The following is a 17,369-nucleotide window of genomic DNA, read 5'->3' on the forward strand; positions in this document are numbered from 1 at the left end:
CATCCGCCCGCACCGCAGCAGCGCCCTTCTCCAGGCCCGGAGCGGCGTGTGAACGCCGGGCGCGCCGCACGCGCGGCGCTGTTCGACGTCGACGGAACCCTCGTGGACACCAACCACCTGCATGTGACGACCTGGTGGGAGGCGTTCCGCCAGGCAGGTCACCGGGTGTCCACGCACGCCATCCACCGGTCGATCGGACTCGGCTCCGGCGATCTCATCGAGCACCTGCTCGGAGAGGACCGCGACAAGGAGCAGGACGAGGGGATCAGCTCCGCCCACAAGGCGCTGTACGGCGCCTACTCCGACCGCCTCGCCCCGCTCGACGGGGCACACGATCTCCTGCACGCTCTGGCGGACCGCGGCTGGCGCAACGTCCTCGCCACCTCCGCCGGAGGCCGCGAGCTCGACGCCCTGCGCCGGGCGATCGACGCGGACGAGGTGATCGTGGGGACGGCGAGCGCGGACGACGTGGCCGAGGGCAAACCGGCCCCGGACCCCGTGCACCGGGCGCTCGAACTGGCCCAAGTGGCCCCCGGCGACGCCGTCTTCGTCGGGGACACGGTCTGGGACATGCGGGCCGCGGCGCGGGCCGGCGTCCGTCCCGTCGCCCTCCTGTCGGGCGGTATCCCGCGCGCCGACCTGGCGGAGGCCGGCGCGCTGGCGGTCTACCGGGACCCCGCCGATCTCCTCGCGCGGCTCGACGACAGCGTCTTCGTCCCACTGGAAAGCGACTGACCGGGTACGCCCGTACGAAGGAGCCCGTACGAAGGAGGCGGTGACATGAGCCCCACCCGTGAGCTGCGGGTCGGCCGGCGCACGGTCGAAGTGAAGCGGGCCGGGAAGGAGCTCTTCCCTCGCGACGGCATCACCAAGGCCGACCTCGCCGAGTACTACCGCCGGGTGGCCCCGCGGATGCTGCCCGAGCTGCGCGGCAGACCCCTCATGCTCGAACGGATGCCGGACGGGATCGAAGGGGACCGCTTCTACCAGAAGGAGATCTCCGACTATTTCCCCGACTGGGTCCACCGCGCGCCAGTGGCCAAGGAGGGCGGTGAGGTCACCCATGTGCTGTGCGACGACACCGCGACCCTGGTGTACCTCGCCGCTCAGGCGTGCATCACCCCGCACCGCTGGCTGAGCCGCGCCGACCGGCCGCGCAGCCCCGACCGTCTGGTGTTCGACCTGGACCCGCCCACCGACGGCTTCGAGCCCGTACGCCGCGCGGCGCACCGGCTGCGCGAGCTCCTCGACGAGCTTGACCTCCCCGCGGGCCTGATGACGACGGGCTCGCGCGGTCTGCACGTCGTCGTACCACTGAACCGGCGTGACGACGTCGACGACGTGCTCGCCTTCGCCCGCGCCGTCGCGGACACGCTCGCGGCGCGGTACCCGGAGCAGCTGACGACCGAACCGCGCAAGGACGCCCGCAAGGGCCGGCTGTACCTGGACGTCGCGCGCAACGGCTACGCCCAGACCGCGGTCGCCCCCTTCGCCGTCCGGTCCAGGCCGGGCGCCCCCGTCGCCGTACCGCTGGACTGGGACGAGCTGGACGCCGCGGAGCTGACCGCCCGGCGCTGGACGGTGACCGACCTCGGCGACCGGCTGGAGAAGGACCCCTGGGCGGGCCTCGCGCGCCGCGGGCGCGGGGTGGCCCCGGCCTCCCGGCGCCTGGCGCGCCTGGAGCGCGCGCCGGGCGGCGAGAGCAGGGCGGCCCTGGGGACATGAGCAAGAGCGCGGTCATCGTCATCGACATGATCAACACGTACGAGCACCGCGACGCGGACGTGCTCCTGCCCGCGGTCCGCAAGGCGGTGCCCGCCATGGTCCGGCTGCTGGAGCGGGCGAGGGCCGCGGGCGTCCCCGTGATCTACGCCAACGACAACTTCGGCGAATGGCGCTCGCACCACGGCGAGCTGGTCGAGACCGCACTCTCGGGGCCGCACGCCGACCTGATCGAGCCGGTCCGGCCCGACGAGGACTCGCTCTTCGTGGTCAAGGCCCGGCACTCGATCTTCTTCGAGACGCCCCTGTCGTACCTGCTCTCCCAACTGGGCGTACGGCAGGTGATCCTCTGCGGCCAGGTCACCGAGCAGTGTGTGCTCTATTCGGCGCTGGACGCCCACATCAGGCATCTCGACGTGGTGGTCGTCGAGGACGCCGTCGCGTCCATCGACGCCGGTCTCGCGGACGCGGCACTGCGGATGATGCGGCGCAACATGGACGCGGAGGTCGCGCCCGAGGGGCGGATCGAACTGTGAGCGTCCGGAGCCGGGATCAGGATGTCGCCTTGTGCCTGCGTGCGCCCCGCAGGGCCGCGACGAGTTCTTCCCGGTTCATGGAGGAGCGACCGGGGACCCCCGCGTCCGTGGCCCGTTCGTAGAGCTCCGCCTTGGTCAGGGCGTCGAGCGACCGTCCTCGCGCGCTTGCCTTCCGGTCGCCGGCCTTCCGGCCCGTGGCTCCCCGGGACTTGCCGGGGGCCTTCCGGTTCCTGGTCCCCGTGGCCCGGCGCCTGGCGGCGGCGTCGCGGATGTCGGTCGGCGGCGCGGCGCTGTCGTCGCCGCCCTTCTCGCCGCCGCTTTTCGAGGGGTTCTTCGCCCGGTCGACGCTCGCCCGCAGCGCGTCCATGAGGTCGACGACATTGGTGGACTCGGCGGGCGGAGCCGCCTTCTCGACCGACTCGCCCGTGCGTTTGGCCTCGATGAGAGAGGCGACCTGCTCCTGGTAGGTGTCGTGGAAGTCCTCGGGCTTCCACTCGATACGGAGGGTGTCCACGAGTTGCCGCGCCATCTTCAGCTCACGGGCGGTGACCTCGGTCTTCTCCGGGAGGTCGTCGATCTCGGCGCGCGGGTCACGGATCTCGTCGGCCCAGTGGAGGGTGTGCAGCGTCAGGAGGCCGCCCTCGGCCTTCACCGCGACCAGGTACTGGTGATTGCGCATCACGAACGTCGCGATCCCGACGCGGTCCGCCTCGGCGAGGGCCTTCTCCAGCAAGGCGTAGATCTTGGCGTACTCCTTGCCCTTCGGACCGAGGTAGTACGTCTTGTCGAAGAAGATCGGCTCGACGTCCTTCAGGTCCACGAACCCCGAGATCTCCAGCGTCTTGGAGCGGCCGGGGGCGATGTCCGCCAGTTCGTCGGGCTCGACCAGTACGTACTCGTCGCCGGCGTCGAAGGCCTTGACGATCTCGTCGAGGGGCACTTCCTCGCCGGTGCGCTCGTTCACCCGTTTGTTGCGGACCCGGTCGGACGTACCGCGCTGCAGCTGGTGGAAGCGGACGGTGTGGCTCTCCGTGGCGGTGAACATCTGGACGGGCAGGGACACGAGCCCGAAGGTCACGGTGCCGCTCCACACGGGACGCGCCATGGCGGTGCCACCCTTTCCTGTCTCGTCTCCTCGACAGTGTCCGTCGAGGCGCTGAGGTCGGCGACTCCGTGGCGGCCGTTCCGATGGCGCCGAGGCCCGCCGGTCAGTCGATGCCCTCGATGATGCGGAAGTCGCGCTCGACGCCGTCGGGGAGGGCCACCAGCGCCTTCTGGTACGCCTCGCTCTCGTATGCCGCGACGGCCTGTTCAAAGCTGTCGAACTCGATCAGAACGACGCGTTGCGTGCTTCCGGCCTCGTGGGCGACGACTCGACCGCCACGGGACGGGATCCGGGACAGGACGCGCCCGCCCCCAGCCTGGACGGCCGGACCGGCCAGCTCGTCGTAGGCAGTCAGCCGCTCAGGGGAAACGGCGGGGTAGACACTGACCCAGTAGCCCTTAGCCATGGAAACCTCCTGTGTTGGGCCGGACACGTCCGACCGCGGATTGACACTCGGATCGATCGATTCCGGCGACGGGTACTGCGGTCAGTTGAACCGTCATACGCGCAGGTTAGGGCGCAATGTGCGGGCGAGGGAAAGACCGGTACGGGATAGGCTCAGAACGGATCGTTATCAATCGGCAGGGAGGGCGCGTGGCGCCGGATACGGTGAGCCTGCGGTACTTCCTGGTGCTGGCGCAGGAGTTGAACTTCACCCGCGCGGCCGCACGGATCGGTATCGCACAGCCCGCACTCAGCGCCCGGATGCGCCGGTTGGAGGCGGAACTCGGTACGGCCCTGCTGGTCCGCAACACGCGTAGCGTCGTATTGACCACGGCCGGTGCGGCGTTGGCGGAATCCGCGCCGCCCGCGCTGGCGGCGCTGGACCGGGCATGGGACACCGCCCGGAGCGCGGCGGCCGGTGAACTGGGCACGCTGCGCATCGGATACAGCCTCAGCGCCGGGGCCGAGACGGCACCGGCCCTGGTGGACAGGCTGATCCGCGGCAACAGCGGACTCCAGGTCGGCGCGGTCCCGATGGCGACACCGGAGATCACCCCCGCGGTCGCCGACGGCCGCATCGATGCCGGGATCACCCGCGGTGAACAGCCGGGCCGTGGCGTGCGCCGGTTCCTGCTGCGGCGTGCGCGCGTCGGGGTCCAGCTGGCGCAGCACCATCCGCTGGCCGAACACCCGGAGATCGAGATCGCCGACGCGGCCGCGTATCCGCTGCGCCTCCCGGACCGTGCGGCCAACCCCGCGATCCACGATCAGCTGTCCGCACTGTTCCGGGACGCCCGGCCACACCCCCGATTCCACACGCCCGCAGTCTCTTTCGACATGTCTCAGCGTGACCTGCGCGACGGGGTCACCCTCGCCCCGGCCGGAGAAGCCGCGGCCACGGCACAACCGGCCGGTCTCACCTGGCGACCGCTGCGGGGTGCGCCCGGCCTGACGATCCACCTGGTCCTCCCACGCGAGCAGTCGCCGCTGCACCGCCGCGTCCGTGCCGTCGCCAAAACCCTGGCGCACGAGCTGCACTGGCTGACGGACTGACGCGCGTTCTGAGACCCCGCACGTCTGGCCCGACGCTGTCCCGGCTCCTCGGCCCTACCGCGCGTTCACCACGAAGCGCGCTCCGTCGGGGTCCCTCAGGACCGCCTCCGCCGAGCCCTCGTCGCGGAGCAGGACGCTGCCCCCGTGGGCGCGCGCGGCCCGGACGCAGGCCTCCACGTCGTCGACGGTGAAGTGGATCTGCCAGCGGGGCCGGATCGCGGGGTCGGGTGCGCAGTCCACGGCGCCCGAGTGGATGCGGGCCACCACGTCTCCCCGGCTGCGCAGGACGACCTCCTCGTCCTCGTAGTCGACCTGGCAGGCGCCGGGCTCCGCGGTCGCCCAGCCGAGCACCTCGCCGTAGAAGATGGCCGCGTCGAAGGCATTGCGGGTGTGCAGTTCCGCGAAGGTCGGTGCCGCGCCGCGCCATTTCTCCCAGCCGACCACGAGCTCGCCCTCCCAGATGCCGAAGACGGCTCCGTCCCGGTCGGCGAGCAGGGCCGCCCGGCCCGGCGGGAAGGAGAGCGGCCCCACGGCGGTCGTCCCGCCGCGCTCCTGGCTGCGGCTGACCGTCCGGTCCGCGTCCGACACGGCGAAGTACGGGGTCCAGGCGACGGCCATCTGGCCCAGGCTGTCCATGGCCGAGACGCCCGCCACCGGCACCCCGCGCACGCTGGCGAACCTGTACTCGTCGCCCAGCTTGCCCGCACGCCACTCCCACCCCAGCACGGCCTCGTAGAACCGCTCCGCGGTCCGCAGATCACGTGCGGTCAGGCTCACCCAGCAGGGCGCGCCGAACACCGAGTCGCTGGCCGCGACCTCACTTGCGAGTGCTCCGTGGCTGTTCATCGCCGTTCCGTCCCGAGATATCCGTACCGTCCTGGCGTCGTGAACGCCCGAAAAACCATGATCGCCGCAGGTCAGAGGGATGACGGCAGAGGCGAGGGCTCAGGTCCCGGGTCCGGGGAGGGGTCCGGTCCCGGGGTCGGGACGGGGCCGGGGCCCGGGTGCGGTCCAGGTCCCGGTCCGCCCGGCCCGCCGGGGCCCGGCGGCGGTGCGGGGTGCGTATCGGGGTCGGGCGGGACAGGCACGCTCATGGCGCTCTTCCTCTCAGCGATGTCACCTCGGGCAGGACGCGGTCCGTGACCGAAGCACCGGGTCCTCTCATGGTCTCCGCGTTTCCCCGCGCCCGCGAGCGCGCGCCCCGGAACGGCACGAAGGATCAGCCCTAAGGGGCGGTCCGAGGAGCCGGGCCCGAGGAGCCGAGCCCGAGGAATCGGTACGAGCCAGTCGGGCATGAATCATTTTAGGGGTTTTTGTCGCTTATGTTCCGGGTATGTCGACACTCATGATCACGGCAAGGGGCGAACTGTACGACCTGGCTGCCTCCGACGCGGTTCTCGGCACGATCGGCGCCTTCGTAGGCGGTCTCGTCGTCGTCGGCGTGCTGCTCTGGGCCTTCAGGCTGGGCAAGCGGGTCCGGGACCGGGAGCCCGCGCCGCCGCGCCCGGATGAGCAGCCGAAGCTGCCCGAGTCCGGCCCGGTCCACGAGATCCGGGAGATGCGGGAGCCGGACGAGGTCCCGCACGCCCAGGAGGAGAGCGAGCGGCTCAGGCCGGAGAACATGCACCACGGCGACAAGCGGAGCGACGACCAGGACCCGCCCCGCTGGACACCCGGGTCCAGCGGCTCCTTCGGGAGCGGCGGTCCCGGCAAGGGCTGACGCCGCCCGGACCGACATGGCGCGCCGCGCACAGGCATGGCGGCGCGCTTCGGGGACACCCGGAGCGAACCGAGCGCCACTGCGACAGGAGGAGACCCCGGATGCGCGCACTCACTTGGCACGGCAAGCGGGACGTACGGGTGGAGAGCGTCCCCGACCCCGAGCTGAAGGACGCGACCGACGTCATCGTTCGGGTGACTTCCAGCGGTATCTGCGGATCCGACCTGCACCTGTACGAGGTCCTCGGTCCCTACCTCGATCCCGGCGACATCCTGGGCCACGAACCGATGGGCATCGTCGAGGAGGTCGGCAGGGACGTCACCGAGCTGGCGGCCGGCGACCGTGTGGTGGTGCCCTTCAACGTCTCCTGCGGGCACTGCTACATGTGCGACAGGGGCCTGCACTCGCAGTGCGAGACCACCCAGGTCAGGGAGCGTGGCTCCGGCGCCGCGCTCTTCGGGTTCACCAAGCTCTACGGCCAGGTGCCCGGCGGGCAGGCCGAGCTCCTGAGGGTGCCGTTCGGCAACACCCTGCCCATCAAGGTGCCCGAGGGGCCCCCGGACGACCGCTTCGTCTTCCTCTCCGACGTGCTGCCCACCGCCTGGCAGGCCGTCGAGTACGCCGACATCCCGCCCGGCGGCACGGTGACCGTCCTGGGCCTCGGGCCGATCGGTGCCATGGCGGCGCGCATCGCGCTCCACCGGGGCGCGAGCCTCGTCGTGGGGGTCGATCTGGTGCCCGAACGGCTGAGCCGCGCGCACAAGGACGGCGTCAAGGCCTTCGACCTGCGCCGTTACGGCAAGGACCTGGGCGACGCGATCCGTGACCTCACCGACGGGCGCGGCACGGACGCCGTCATCGACGCCGTGGGCATGGAGGCGCACGGGGCGCCGCTGGCCAAGGCGGCCCAGTGGGGCGTGGGGCTGCTGCCCGACGCCATGGCCGAGAAGCTCATGGACCGCGTCGCCGTCGACCGGCTCACCGCCCTCTACTCGGCCATCGACATCGTCCGGCGCGGGGGCACCGTCTCGATCTCCGGTGTCTACGGCGGCGCGATCGACCCGATGCCGATGCTGACCATGTTCGACAAGCAGATCCAGCTGCGGATGGGGCAGGCGAACGTGAAGCACTGGGTGGACGACATCCTGCCGCTCCTCACCGACGAGGATCCGCTCGGCGTCGACGACTTCGCCACCCATCACCTGCCGCTGGAAGACGGTCCTGAGGCGTACCGGATGTTCAAGGACAAGGAAGACGGGATGATCAAGACGCTGCTCAGGCCCTGAGTGCGGCGGAGGACGCGACCGACGGGGACGGCCGAAAGGGAAGGGGCGTCAGCATGCACATGTCGCACTCCACGGAGTCGTTGTCGGGGGCGGCAGCGCTGGTCACCGGTGGCTCCCGGGGCCTCGGTCTGCTCATGGCCGACCGGCTCGCCGCACGGGGCGCCGCGGTGGTCGTCGCCGCCCGCGACGCCGACGAACTCGCCGCGGCCCAGCGGAAGTTGCTCCACCGCCACCCCGGCGCCACGGTCCACACGGCCGTGTGCGACGTACGGGACCAGGAGTCGGTGCACCGGATGTTCCGGGCGGCCCACGAGACCTGCGGCGGTCCCGACCTCGTCATCGCCAACGCGGGGATCATCCAGGTGGCCCCGGTGGAGTCCATCGGCGCCACCGAGTTCAGGGACGCCATGGACACCCTGTTCATGGGCGCCGTGCACACCTCCCTGGAGGCGCTCCCGTACCTCAGGGACAGCGAGTGGGGCGGGCGCCTCGGGCTGATCTCCTCGGTGGGCGGGCTGCTTGGTGTGCCGCACCTGCTTCCCTACGCGAGCGCGAAGGCCGCGACCGGCATCCTGGCCGAGGGGCTGAACGCGGAAGCGGGCCCCAGCGGCGTGAGCGTCACCGCGGTCTATCCCGGCCTGATGCGCACCGGGTCGCACCTCCACGCGCAGTTCGGCGGCGACCGCAGCAGCGAGTTCGGCTGGTTCTCCGCCCTGGCGGGCGCGCCCGTGGTGTCGATGAACGCCCAGCGGGCGGCCGAACGCATCGTCAAGGCTGTGGTCCGGCGCCGCACCCGGCTGGTCCTGACGCCCGCGGCCCGCGCCGCGGACCTGGCCCACGGCCTGGCGCCCGCGGCGACGACCCGGCTGGGCGGCGTCATGGCCCGGCTGCTGCCCGGGGCGCCCGGGGGCCGCGGGGCCATGCGGCGCGGCGCCGACATCGCACCGCCCGACTCCGCTGCGGGCAGCAGATTCCAGGCGTGGGGCAGCGCCCTGAACGACAAGGCGGCCGACGCCTACAACGCGCGCCGGCGGTGAGCGGACCGTTTGTGGAGACGAACGTGGGGAAGTCAATGAAGCCATACCACTTCCATTGACAGGAGCACGGGCCATACTGGTCGGGCCCTGATCACTCACAGAACGACTCCATGACCAAGAACAGCACCCCATCGGCCACTGTCCCCGACACCGCGTGGCTCGCGCGCGGTCGCCACCTCGGAGCCGAACCCGAGCAGGACGTCCGGCGTAACCTCATCGCCCTCAAGGCGGCCGGGGTGCTCGACGACTTCCTGGACCTCGACCCCGTCGAGGCGGCGCGCTCCACCGTCCTGTACCCGCGGGACGAGGCGGCGGACCCGGGCCCCTCGGCCCGCCGCCTCTTCGAGGCCCGCTGGCGCGTCGCCGACGACGTCACCGTGCGCGCTCAGCTGACCACGTACGGCCCCGAGGCCCGCCGCAAGGAGGGTGAGGGAGCCGACTGGATCATCGCCGCCGAGGCGGAACGGGCCTGGGACCCGCACTGGCCCTCGCCCGCCACCATGTTCTGGCCGGACAGCGACCGCATCGCCTGGGACCACGACACGGTGCCGGGCGTGCTCCTGCGGTCGGCCAACCACCTGCCGAAGGACGACGACGAACTGCGCCACAGGCTGCGGGACTGCACCCGGCAGAGCTGGTACATCCATGTCGTCGTGCACGAGGCGATGACGCCGGACGCGAAGGGGCAGCGGCCCATCTCGGTCTACCTGCCGCCGAGCCTGCGCCACCAGGTGGTCGAGCACCGGGGCACGCCGGAGCAGGCACAGATCGTCGACTTCGCGATGAAGCGAGAGCTGAGCGTACGGATGCCGCGCGGCGGCGGTGTCGTCCTGCCCGCCGGGCCGAAGGATCCGCAGTACGACGCGGACCGCTTCACGGTGCGCAGCGTCTTTCTCGACGGTTCGGAACCGACCGAACTCCTCGACACGATCAAGGAGTTCGCCGCGCTGCCGCGACCGATGCGGCCCGAGGCCGAGCAGGCCCTGGCACGGCTGCGCCAGGGCTGGCACCTGCTCACCCCGGACGAGGAACTCGCCCACGCGCAGGGCATGGTCACCAAGTACGCCGAGGCGCTGGAGGCCATGACGAACTCCTGCGACCTGTACCGGGAGGCCGCCGAGGCGGCGCAGGCGGCGCTGGCCGAGGCGGGTGGCGGCGACGGGCCCCCCGGCCCGCTCAAGCTGATGGCGCCCAAGGCGGAAGGCTCCATCCTGAGCACCCTCACGAAACCGTTCGGGCGCTTCCGGGACCCGCACGGCAAGTAGCCGCACCCTCGCTGCGTGCCGCACCGCCCTCGCAGGCGGGGTTCAAAGCCTGGGAAGAATTCGATCTTCATGCCTGTTCTGCATCAGCAGTGAACAACTCGGAGTGTTGAACAGAAGGGTGGGGCTGTGTCGGCAACGTTTAACGAGGGGACGCGCGAACTGCTGGACGGGAGGAACTTCGCCACTGTCGCGACGCTGAACCGGGACGGTGGGCCGCAGACCTCGGTGGTCTGGATCACAAGGGACGGAGACACGGTGCTCTTCTCCACTACGGCAGGGCGCCAGAAGGCCAGGAATCTCGCCCGGGACCCACGGGTCAGCCTCACCGTCTTCGATACCGAGAACCCGTACCGGTCCGTAGACATCCGGGGCACCGCCGAGCTGATCGAGGACCGGGAGAAGTCGCTGCCTCGCACGCTCTCGCAGAAGTACCTCGGTGAGAACCCTCCGGCCGAGCCGGAGGAAGTACTCCGGCTTGTCGTGCGGGTGACACCGAACAAGATCACGGGCTTCTCCGCCTGACGGACTGCCCCGCGATGCTCTTGGCCACGCGATCATGTGCTCGTGGATCGGGCAGGTAGCGTCACCCGGTCGAGGGTGTACCTGGCATTCTCGTACGGATGAACGAGACAAACGAGCGCCGGGACGTCCCGAAGGACCGTTGGGTCTTCGGCCTGGAGGAGATTCCTGCGACCGACACGGACGAGGACGGGGCATCCCATTACGTTGCCTCCGCCTTCGACACCACCGTCATCAGCGCACCCGAAGGCACGCCCCAGGCGCTGTGCTGGGCGGCAGAGGAGATCGTTTCCCAATGCGGGCCGGACTGGGCAGTGTCGTCGGTTCTCCTGCAGTGGCTCAGGATCGAAGCCGGCGATGAGCTTCGGCTGGGAGTGGAGAGCTGCCATCTGGAGCGCGTCTCCGGCGATCAAGTTCGCCTGGAGGCCCATTACAACCAGTGGGACGACCTACTGGTGCCCATTGCGGATGTTCGCCGCATGCTGATCGACATGATGCGCTTCCTCACCGAGGAGGCCCGTCACCCCCTGCCGAGCTGGCGGATCCTGCGCCTCAGGGAACGGGACTGGACGCGGAAGCGCACCTCCGAGTAGCTGGGCCTGGCCCGCACGCCGTCGCCCCGCACCCTGAGTCTCCAGGTGCGGGGCGACGGCGTCAGGGCGGGCTCGCGAGGCCCGGGGCCCAGCTTGTGGACACGACCTAGGACTGCGGCGGCTGGTCCTGGTCCCGGCCGAACTGGTCCCTCAGCTTGTCCTGGGCGGTGTCGACCTGGCTGCTGTACTTGCCCTGGGTCCTGTCGTCGACGAAGTCGCCCGCCTTGTCGACGCCCTTGCCGGCCTGGTCCTCATGGCCCTTGAGCATCTGCTTGAGCTTGTCCATGACTGACATGCGGTTGCCTGCCTCTCTGCGTCTGGCGCCCCCACGTCCAGGCTTGCAGTGCGCGGCCCGGTTCGCATCCGCTGGCGCGTCGACGGTATAGAAATCGAACGTATGAGCGAAAGCAACGCTCTGGGCCGTGCCCTCTTCGCACGCGTAACTGCTGGCAGGAGAGGCGCAGTTGGTATGGGAAGCTGTCGACTGCCGTCGGCGGACACGGGGCCGCGGCGGTTTTCGAGAGGAGCGCTGCGTGCGACAGGACGGTTTTCCCGCCGAGACGATAGACACCAGTAGGCCGCACCCTGCCCGGATCTACGACTACTTGCTCGGCGGCAAGGACAACTACGAGGTGGACCAGGAAGCCGCCGACGCCCTCGCCGCCGTGGCGCCCGAGGTGCGGATCGGCGTGCGGGCCAACCGCGCGTTCCTGCAGCGCGCCGTCCGCTACGTGGTCGGCAGCGGCGTGCGTCAGATCCTCGACGTCGGCACCGGGCTGCCCACCTCGCCGAACGTGCACGAGACCGCGCAGGAAGTGGCCCCGGACGTGCGCGTCGCGTACGTCGACAACGACCCGATCGTGAAGTCGCACGCCGACGCGCTGCTCAGCCGCTCCGGTGCGACCAGCATCGTCCTCGGCGACCTGCGCGACCCGCGCGCCGTGGTGGACCACCCCGACGTGCGAAGGATCGTCGACTTCGACGAGCCGGTCGCCCTGCTCCTCGTCGCGGTCCTGCACTTCCTCACTGACGCGGAGCGGCCCGACCGGGTCGTCGCCGAGCTGCGCGACGCGCTGCCGGCCGGCAGCTTCCTGGTGCTCTCGCACGCCACGGGCGACTTCGCCGATCGCAGCGAGGCCCAGGCCGTCTACAAGAAGGCCACCGCCACGCTGAACCTGCGGACCCGCGCCGAGGTCGAGCGGCTCTTCGACGGCTTCGAGCTCGTCGAGCCGGGCCTGGCCCAAGTCCCGTTCTGGCGCCCGGACGCGCCGCCCGCGGAGCGGTCACGGGAGATCGGCTTCTACGGGGGAGTGGCGCGAAAGCCCCGTTGACGGCGGCGTCGCACCCGGTGACCGCACCGCTCAGGGGTCGAGGCGACGGTGGTCCTCGTCGTCCCACGCGCGGGTGTCGCGAGGCTGGACGTACGGCTCCTGATCGGCCGGGAGGCCACCTGCGACGGCACGCTGTCGGACCAGCTCCGCGTCGAATTCGAGCCCCAGCAGGATCGCGAGGTTCGTGATCCACAGCCACACGAGGAAGACGATCACGCCGGCGAACGTGCCGTACGTCTTGTTGTACGAGGCGAAGTTGGCGACGTACAGCGCGAACCCGGCGGAGGAGAGCATCCAGATCACCAGCGCCAGGAAGCTCCCCGGTGTGATCCAGCGGAACCCGCGGACCTTCGCGTTCGGCGTCGCCCAGTACAGCAGCGCGATCATGACCGTGACGAGGACCAGGAGCACCGGCCACTTCGCGATCGACCACACCGTCAGGGCCGTGTCCCCGAACCCCAGCAGGCTGCCGGCCTCCTTGGCCAGACCGCCGGTGAACACGACGATCAGCGCACTGACCACCGCGAGGACCATCAGCACCACGGTCACGCCGAGCCGGAGCGGCAGAACCTTCCACACCGGCCGTCCTTCCGGCATGTCGTAGACGGCGTTGGCGCTCCGGATGAAGGCCGCGACGTAGCCGGACGCCGACCACACCGCGAGCACCAGGCCGACGATCGCCATGAGCGACCCGGTCCCGGCATTGCCCTGCAACTGTTTTACGGCACTGCTGAGGATGTCCCGCACGGCGCCAGGGGCGAGGTCCTGGATGCTGTCGAGGACCTCGCGGCTCGCCGACCTGCCGATGATCCCGAGCATCGAGACGAGTGCCAGCAGCGCAGGGAACAGCGACAGGATCCCGTAATAGGTCAGCGTCGCGGCCCGGTCGGACAGCTCATCGTCCTTGAACTCTTTGGCGGTGCCCTTGAGCACCGCCCACCAGGAGTGCTTGAGCACGTGGGCGGGGGAGTCCGGTGCCCGCCGCTCCACCTGCTCGTCGAGTCCGGCGTCGTCCCGGCCGTGCTCGCCGGGTGTCCCGTGTGCTCCGCGTGCGTCGTGCGCGTCGTGTCGTTTCGGTGTCCCTACCATTCCACCCGAGTATCCGGACTGGCGCCGTCCATCCCTCCGCTGTGGGGCGCACTCCTGTGCTTCAGGGACGCCGGTGGGCCGCATTTCGGCCAGAGTCGCGCCTGTGTGGAGCTTCCTGTGCGAGTCGAGCGGACAATGCGCCTGAGTACGCCCCGCTTTCCGGCAGGGAACCGGGCGACAGCCGGATTCCCCGGCACTCCATGAATCGAAGGAGGGCAGCACCCTCATGCAACGGTTCACACGACTCTGTGCCGCGATGGGACTCGCGACGGCCGGAATACTGGCCGCTGTTCCCACCGCCCAGGCCTCCACGGCTCCGACGGAGGCGGGCGTGGCCATCACCGCGTACCAGGACTGCCCGGTCGGCTGGTTCTGCGTCTGGGAGGACGCCGGCGGCTGGGGCCGGATGGCGCGCTTCCAAGTGGGCTCCGACGATCTGCGCGACTTCAATCTGAACGACCAGATCTCCTCGGTCTGGAACAGGACCGGCAGGACGTGGTGCACGTGGCTGAACATCAACCGCGACGGTGCCACGTGGCCCGTGGGGAACTGGCAGGGAAACACCTCCCAGTACAACCGGAACGACAACATCAGCTCCCTGCGAGTGGGCCCTTGCTGATCTAGAACCGACTCATGGACGACGAGAACCACGAGAACGCCGATAAGAACGTCGACAAGAACGTCGACAAGAACGTCGACAAGAACGTCGATAAGAACGACAAGAACGACGAGGGCGACGAGCAGCGTCTTCCCGGCGGCAGGACGGTGGGTGCGGTGCGCCGCGGTGGCGCGGTCCACCGGCCTGTCCAGCCGTGGACGCCCGCGGTGCACGCGGTGCTGCGTCACCTGGAGGCGCTCGGTTTCGAGGGCGCGCCGCGGGTCCTGGGCATGGACGGCCGTGGACGCGAGGTGCTGACCCACCTCGACGGCGAGACGGTGGGCGAGGAGCTGCCCTGGCCCGGCTGGGTGTACTCGGAGCCCGTGCTGGAGGACGTGGGCCGGTGGGCCCGGAAGCTGCACGACGCGACCCGGTCCTTCGTCCCGCCACAGGACGCGCGCTGGCTCGCCGGGCAGTCGTGGCGGCCCGGCCTGGTCATCGGCCACCATGACGCCGCCCCGTGGAACGCGGTCCGGCGCGACGGACGCCTGGCGGGCTTCTTCGACTGGGACACGGCAGGCCCGTCGACGCGCGAGTTCGACCTGGCCTTCATGGCCCTGACCTGGGTCCCCCTGCACGCGCGCGCTTTCGCCGAGCGGACCGGCTTCACCGCCTTCGACGACCGCTCCCGGCGACTGCGTCTGCTGCTCGACGCTTACGGTTACGAGGGCGACCGCCCGGCGTTCGGCGCCGTGGTGGCCGCGCGGGCCCGGACCAACGCGGACGTCATCCGCCGTATGGCCGCCGGCGGAGACCCGGTCTACACGGCACTGGAGCCGGTCGCCGCCGAGCTGGATCAGGCGGCCCGCGAAGTCGACGCGCTGCCCGTCTCCTTCTGGCTCGGCCAGCGCGCCCGCTGAGCCGCCTCACTCGTATGAATTGCCGCCGCAGCTCCCATTTGGGGCATGCATAGTTGCACATGTTGCAACCAACCATTATTTGACCGGCAGTTCGGACAGTTTTCTCATTGGAGCTATTGCGTCACCCCTCTCTCGCTGGGCTACTGTCGTGATCGATCATCGTTCGATGCATCTTCAACTTCCTTTGTGCACCGACCTGTTGGAGGAGTGCGACCATGCGAGAGACAAACAAGGCAGAAAAGGCAAACAGTGTGAACAAGGCGGAGGCGTCGAAGCGGGACAGACCCCTGGGGCGAAGATCCCTGCTCTCCGGAGCCGCCGCCGTCGCCGGTGGAGCGGCCCTCACCACCGCGCTGCCCGCGAGCGCCGAGGCCGCCGCCCGCCCCGGCGCCGCCGCCGCGACCGCTGCCGTCACCGGCACGCAGACCACCGTCGGCACGCCCGACTACATCACCGTCACCCCGGGCGACCCCCGCTTCCCCGACCTGGTGCGCGGCATCAACCAGCGCTGGGTCGCCACCCCTGACTACGTCCGGCTGGTCACGACCACCTCGCAGGCCGTGCGGGCCGTGCAGGAGGCCGTCTCCGCCGGCAAGCGGCTCACCGTGCGCAGCGGCGGCCACTGCTACGAGGACTTCGTCTTCAACAAGGACGTCCAGGTCGTCATCGACATGTCCGGGATGACGCAGGTCTACTACGACAGCGGACGGAACGCCTTCGCGGTCGAGGGCGGCGCGTCCAACCTCCAGGTCTACGAGACGCTCTACAAGCTGTACGGCGTCACGCTCCCCGCGGGATCCTGCGCGTCCGTCGGCGTGGGCGGCCACATATCGGGCGGCGGCTACGGCCTGCTGTCCCGCCTCCAGGGCCTGACCGTCGACCACCTCTACGGAGTCGAGGTCGTCACGGTCGACAAGAACGGCACCGCCAAGGCGGTCGTCGCCACCCGCGACTCCACCGACGCCGCGCTCAAGGACCTGTGGTGGGCGCACACCGGCGGCGGAGGCGGCAACTTCGGCCTGATCACCCGCTACTGGCTGCGCTCGCCGGGCGCGACCGGCACCGACCCGGCCAAGCTGCTGCCCAAGCCGCCGTCCGAGGTCTTCGTGCACGCCACCGCGTTCCCCTGGAAGGACATGACCGAGGCGTCCTTCACCCGGCTGCTGCAGAACTGGGGCGCCTGGCACGAGAAGAACAGCGCGCCGGACTCCAAGTACAACTCGCTGTTCGGCCTGCTCAAGCTGAACCACATCTCCAACGGCTCGATCGTCCTGCTCACGCAGATGGACGCCACCGTGCCCGGTGCCCAGGCGCTCCTGGACGACTACCTGGCCGCCGTCACCGACGGGGTCGGCGTGACCCGGCGAGCGATGACCGAGCGGTCGGGCGAGCACGCGGCCATGCCGCAGTTCGCCGCCCCGCGCAAGCTCCCCTGGTACATCGCGACCGACTATCTCAGCGGCGGCAACCCCACGCTGTATGGCAAGTACAAGTCGGCCTACGCCCGCAAGGGCTTCTCCGCCACGCAGATCAAGGCGATGTACAAGCACCTGTCCCGGACCGACTACAGCAACCCCGACGCCCTGGTCCAGGTCGACTCGTACGGCGGCCGCATCAACGCCGTCAAGCCCGGCGACACCGCGGTGCCGCAGCGCGACTCGGTGCTCAAGCTCCAGTACCAGACCTACTGGACCGACCCGGCCGACGAGGCCAGGCACCTGAAGTGGATCAGGGAGTTCTACCAGGACGTGTACGCCGAGACCGGTGGCGTCCCCGTACCGAACGAGGCCAACGACGGCTGCTACGTCAACTACCCCGACAAGGACCTGGGCGAGGCCGCCTGGAACACCTCGTCGACGGCGTGGAACAGCCTCTACTACAAGGACAACTACGCCCGGCTCCAGAAGGCGAAGGCGGCCTGGGACCCGAAGGACGTCTTCCGGCACGCGCAGTCGGTCCGCCTGCCGTAGCTCCGTAGACCGTTACTCCGTAGTCCCGTAGTCCCGTAGTCCCGTAGACCGGGAGCGCGGCAGAACCGTGCGGCCGCCGCCACCTTCCCGTGGACGGTGGCCGCACGGACCTGGCGCTCCACGGCCATTGCGGGCCGATACCCGACGGCCGTGTGAGCTTCGGGATCCGCCGGGGAAGACG

General features: G+C 70.3%; 19 protein-coding genes. 14 read left to right on the top strand and 5 right to left on the bottom strand.

Features of this window, described 5'->3' with window-relative positions:
- The first annotated feature begins 48 nt into the window (after positions 1-48).
- From ACFVYL_RS22165 to ACFVYL_RS22175, 3 genes are read left to right on the top strand one after another with little or no spacing between them, the layout of a single operon-like run.
- Positions 49-735 (top strand): HAD family hydrolase, encoded by a 687-nt coding sequence (locus ACFVYL_RS22165; RefSeq protein WP_389718759.1) that lies wholly within the window; start codon positions 49-51, stop codon positions 733-735.
- Positions 736-780: 45 nt separating this feature from the next.
- Complete coding sequence (gene ligD / locus ACFVYL_RS22170) at positions 781-1,725, top strand: non-homologous end-joining DNA ligase (protein WP_389718762.1); 945 nt, start codon at positions 781-783, stop codon at positions 1,723-1,725.
- Positions 1,722-2,258, top strand: coding sequence for an isochorismatase family cysteine hydrolase (locus tag ACFVYL_RS22175; protein WP_389718764.1), 537 nt, complete (start codon positions 1,722-1,724; stop codon positions 2,256-2,258). Before ligD ends, ACFVYL_RS22175 begins: the two co-directional genes overlap by 4 nt.
- Positions 2,259-2,274: 16 nt before the next feature.
- Here ACFVYL_RS22175 and ACFVYL_RS22180 read toward each other — a convergent pair whose 3' ends face one another.
- Positions 2,275-3,363, bottom strand: coding sequence for a Ku protein (locus ACFVYL_RS22180; protein WP_389718767.1), 1,089 nt, complete (start codon positions 3,361-3,363; stop codon positions 2,275-2,277).
- A 103-nt stretch (positions 3,364-3,466) separates the two neighbouring features.
- A complete protein-coding gene (locus tag ACFVYL_RS22185; RefSeq protein ID WP_389718769.1) occupies positions 3,467-3,769 on the bottom strand; it encodes a DUF1330 domain-containing protein in 303 nt (100 codons plus the stop codon).
- Positions 3,770-3,957: 188 nt separating this feature from the next.
- Here ACFVYL_RS22185 and ACFVYL_RS22190 point away from each other — a divergent pair, with 188 nt between their 5' ends.
- Positions 3,958-4,860 carry a LysR family transcriptional regulator gene (locus ACFVYL_RS22190; RefSeq protein ID WP_389718771.1) on the top strand — a complete coding sequence of 301 codons (903 nt, stop codon included), beginning with the start codon at positions 3,958-3,960 and terminating at the stop codon, positions 4,858-4,860.
- A 54-nt stretch (positions 4,861-4,914) separates the two neighbouring features.
- Here ACFVYL_RS22190 and ACFVYL_RS22195 read toward each other — a convergent pair whose 3' ends face one another.
- Positions 4,915-5,706, bottom strand: a complete 792-nt coding sequence (locus ACFVYL_RS22195) for a VOC family protein (protein WP_389718773.1) — start codon at positions 5,704-5,706, stop codon at positions 4,915-4,917.
- Positions 5,707-6,193: 487 nt separating this feature from the next.
- Between ACFVYL_RS22195 and ACFVYL_RS22200 the strand changes: the two genes are divergently transcribed.
- The 6 genes from ACFVYL_RS22200 (at position 6,194) to ACFVYL_RS22225 (ending at position 11,280) form a co-directional block, all read left to right on the top strand.
- Positions 6,194-6,580 (top strand): DUF6479 family protein, encoded by a 387-nt coding sequence (locus tag ACFVYL_RS22200; RefSeq protein ID WP_389718775.1) that lies wholly within the window; start codon positions 6,194-6,196, stop codon positions 6,578-6,580.
- Positions 6,581-6,681: 101 nt separating this feature from the next.
- Positions 6,682-7,866 (top strand): zinc-dependent alcohol dehydrogenase, encoded by a 1,185-nt coding sequence (locus tag ACFVYL_RS22205; RefSeq protein ID WP_389718777.1) that lies wholly within the window; start codon positions 6,682-6,684, stop codon positions 7,864-7,866.
- Between the two features lie 53 nt (positions 7,867-7,919).
- Positions 7,920-8,903, top strand: coding sequence for an SDR family NAD(P)-dependent oxidoreductase (locus ACFVYL_RS22210; protein ID WP_389718780.1), 984 nt, complete (start codon positions 7,920-7,922; stop codon positions 8,901-8,903).
- A 110-nt stretch (positions 8,904-9,013) separates the two neighbouring features.
- On the top strand, positions 9,014-10,168 hold the full coding sequence (locus ACFVYL_RS22215; RefSeq protein WP_389718783.1) for a hypothetical protein: 1,155 nt from the start codon (positions 9,014-9,016) through the stop codon (positions 10,166-10,168).
- A gap of 126 nt (positions 10,169-10,294) precedes the next feature.
- Complete coding sequence (locus ACFVYL_RS22220) at positions 10,295-10,690, top strand: PPOX class F420-dependent oxidoreductase (protein WP_389718785.1); 396 nt, start codon at positions 10,295-10,297, stop codon at positions 10,688-10,690.
- Positions 10,691-10,788: 98 nt separating this feature from the next.
- Positions 10,789-11,280: a hypothetical protein gene (locus ACFVYL_RS22225; protein ID WP_389718788.1), complete on the top strand. Its 492-nt coding sequence runs from the start codon at positions 10,789-10,791 to the stop codon at positions 11,278-11,280.
- A gap of 106 nt (positions 11,281-11,386) precedes the next feature.
- On the opposite strand, the gene ACFVYL_RS22230 is transcribed toward ACFVYL_RS22225, so the two are convergent.
- Positions 11,387-11,575, bottom strand: a complete 189-nt coding sequence (locus ACFVYL_RS22230; RefSeq protein WP_389718790.1) for an antitoxin — start codon at positions 11,573-11,575, stop codon at positions 11,387-11,389.
- A 238-nt stretch (positions 11,576-11,813) separates the two neighbouring features.
- Here ACFVYL_RS22230 and ACFVYL_RS22235 point away from each other — a divergent pair, with 238 nt between their 5' ends.
- The gene (locus tag ACFVYL_RS22235; protein WP_389718793.1) at positions 11,814-12,611 is read left to right on the top strand and encodes an SAM-dependent methyltransferase; all 798 of its coding nucleotides are present in this window, start codon (positions 11,814-11,816) and stop codon (positions 12,609-12,611) included.
- A gap of 30 nt (positions 12,612-12,641) precedes the next feature.
- On the opposite strand, the gene ACFVYL_RS22240 is transcribed toward ACFVYL_RS22235, so the two are convergent.
- On the bottom strand, positions 12,642-13,700 hold the full coding sequence (locus ACFVYL_RS22240; protein WP_389718795.1) for a YihY/virulence factor BrkB family protein: 1,059 nt from the start codon (positions 13,698-13,700) through the stop codon (positions 12,642-12,644).
- A gap of 256 nt (positions 13,701-13,956) precedes the next feature.
- On the opposite strand from ACFVYL_RS22240, the gene ACFVYL_RS22245 reads away from it, so the two are divergent.
- The 3 genes from ACFVYL_RS22245 to ACFVYL_RS22255 all read left to right on the top strand — a co-directional run bounded on the left by ACFVYL_RS22245 (position 13,957) and on the right by ACFVYL_RS22255 (position 17,188).
- Positions 13,957-14,319, top strand: coding sequence for a peptidase inhibitor family I36 protein (locus tag ACFVYL_RS22245; RefSeq protein ID WP_389718797.1), 363 nt, complete (start codon positions 13,957-13,959; stop codon positions 14,317-14,319).
- Between the two features lie 14 nt (positions 14,320-14,333).
- Entirely contained in the window at positions 14,334-15,218 is an 885-nt protein-coding gene (locus ACFVYL_RS22250; RefSeq protein WP_389718800.1) for a phosphotransferase, read from the top strand.
- Between the two features lie 215 nt (positions 15,219-15,433).
- Entirely contained in the window at positions 15,434-17,188 is a 1,755-nt protein-coding gene (locus ACFVYL_RS22255) for an FAD-binding oxidoreductase (protein ID WP_389718802.1), read from the top strand.
- Positions 17,189-17,369 lie beyond the last annotated feature (181 nt).

Source organism: Streptomyces sp. NPDC058308, from assembly GCF_042880275.1.
Classification (GTDB): Bacteria; Actinomycetota; Actinomycetes; order Streptomycetales; family Streptomycetaceae; genus Streptomyces.

Coding starts and splice junctions, on each gene's coding strand:
- ACFVYL_RS22245 (WP_389718797.1), top strand. CDS start 13,957: ATGGGACTCGCGACGGCCGGAATACTGGCCGCTGTTCCCACCGCCCAG.
- ACFVYL_RS22195 (WP_389718773.1), bottom strand. CDS start 5,706: ATGAACAGCCACGGAGCACTCGCAAGTGAGGTCGCGGCCAGCGACTCG.
- ACFVYL_RS22200 (WP_389718775.1), top strand. CDS start 6,194: ATGTCGACACTCATGATCACGGCAAGGGGCGAACTGTACGACCTGGCT.
- ligD (WP_389718762.1), top strand. CDS start 781: ATGAGCCCCACCCGTGAGCTGCGGGTCGGCCGGCGCACGGTCGAAGTG.
- ACFVYL_RS22205 (WP_389718777.1), top strand. CDS start 6,682: ATGCGCGCACTCACTTGGCACGGCAAGCGGGACGTACGGGTGGAGAGC.
- ACFVYL_RS22215 (WP_389718783.1), top strand. CDS start 9,014: ATGACCAAGAACAGCACCCCATCGGCCACTGTCCCCGACACCGCGTGG.
- ACFVYL_RS22225 (WP_389718788.1), top strand. CDS start 10,789: ATGAACGAGACAAACGAGCGCCGGGACGTCCCGAAGGACCGTTGGGTC.
- ACFVYL_RS22210 (WP_389718780.1), top strand. CDS start 7,920: ATGCACATGTCGCACTCCACGGAGTCGTTGTCGGGGGCGGCAGCGCTG.
- ACFVYL_RS22255 (WP_389718802.1), top strand. CDS start 15,434: ATGCGAGAGACAAACAAGGCAGAAAAGGCAAACAGTGTGAACAAGGCG.
- ACFVYL_RS22250 (WP_389718800.1), top strand. CDS start 14,334: ATGGACGACGAGAACCACGAGAACGCCGATAAGAACGTCGACAAGAAC.
- ACFVYL_RS22240 (WP_389718795.1), bottom strand. CDS start 13,700: ATGGTAGGGACACCGAAACGACACGACGCGCACGACGCACGCGGAGCA.
- ACFVYL_RS22230 (WP_389718790.1), bottom strand. CDS start 11,575: ATGTCAGTCATGGACAAGCTCAAGCAGATGCTCAAGGGCCATGAGGAC.
- ACFVYL_RS22175 (WP_389718764.1), top strand. CDS start 1,722: ATGAGCAAGAGCGCGGTCATCGTCATCGACATGATCAACACGTACGAG.
- ACFVYL_RS22185 (WP_389718769.1), bottom strand. CDS start 3,769: ATGGCTAAGGGCTACTGGGTCAGTGTCTACCCCGCCGTTTCCCCTGAG.
- ACFVYL_RS22180 (WP_389718767.1), bottom strand. CDS start 3,363: ATGGCGCGTCCCGTGTGGAGCGGCACCGTGACCTTCGGGCTCGTGTCC.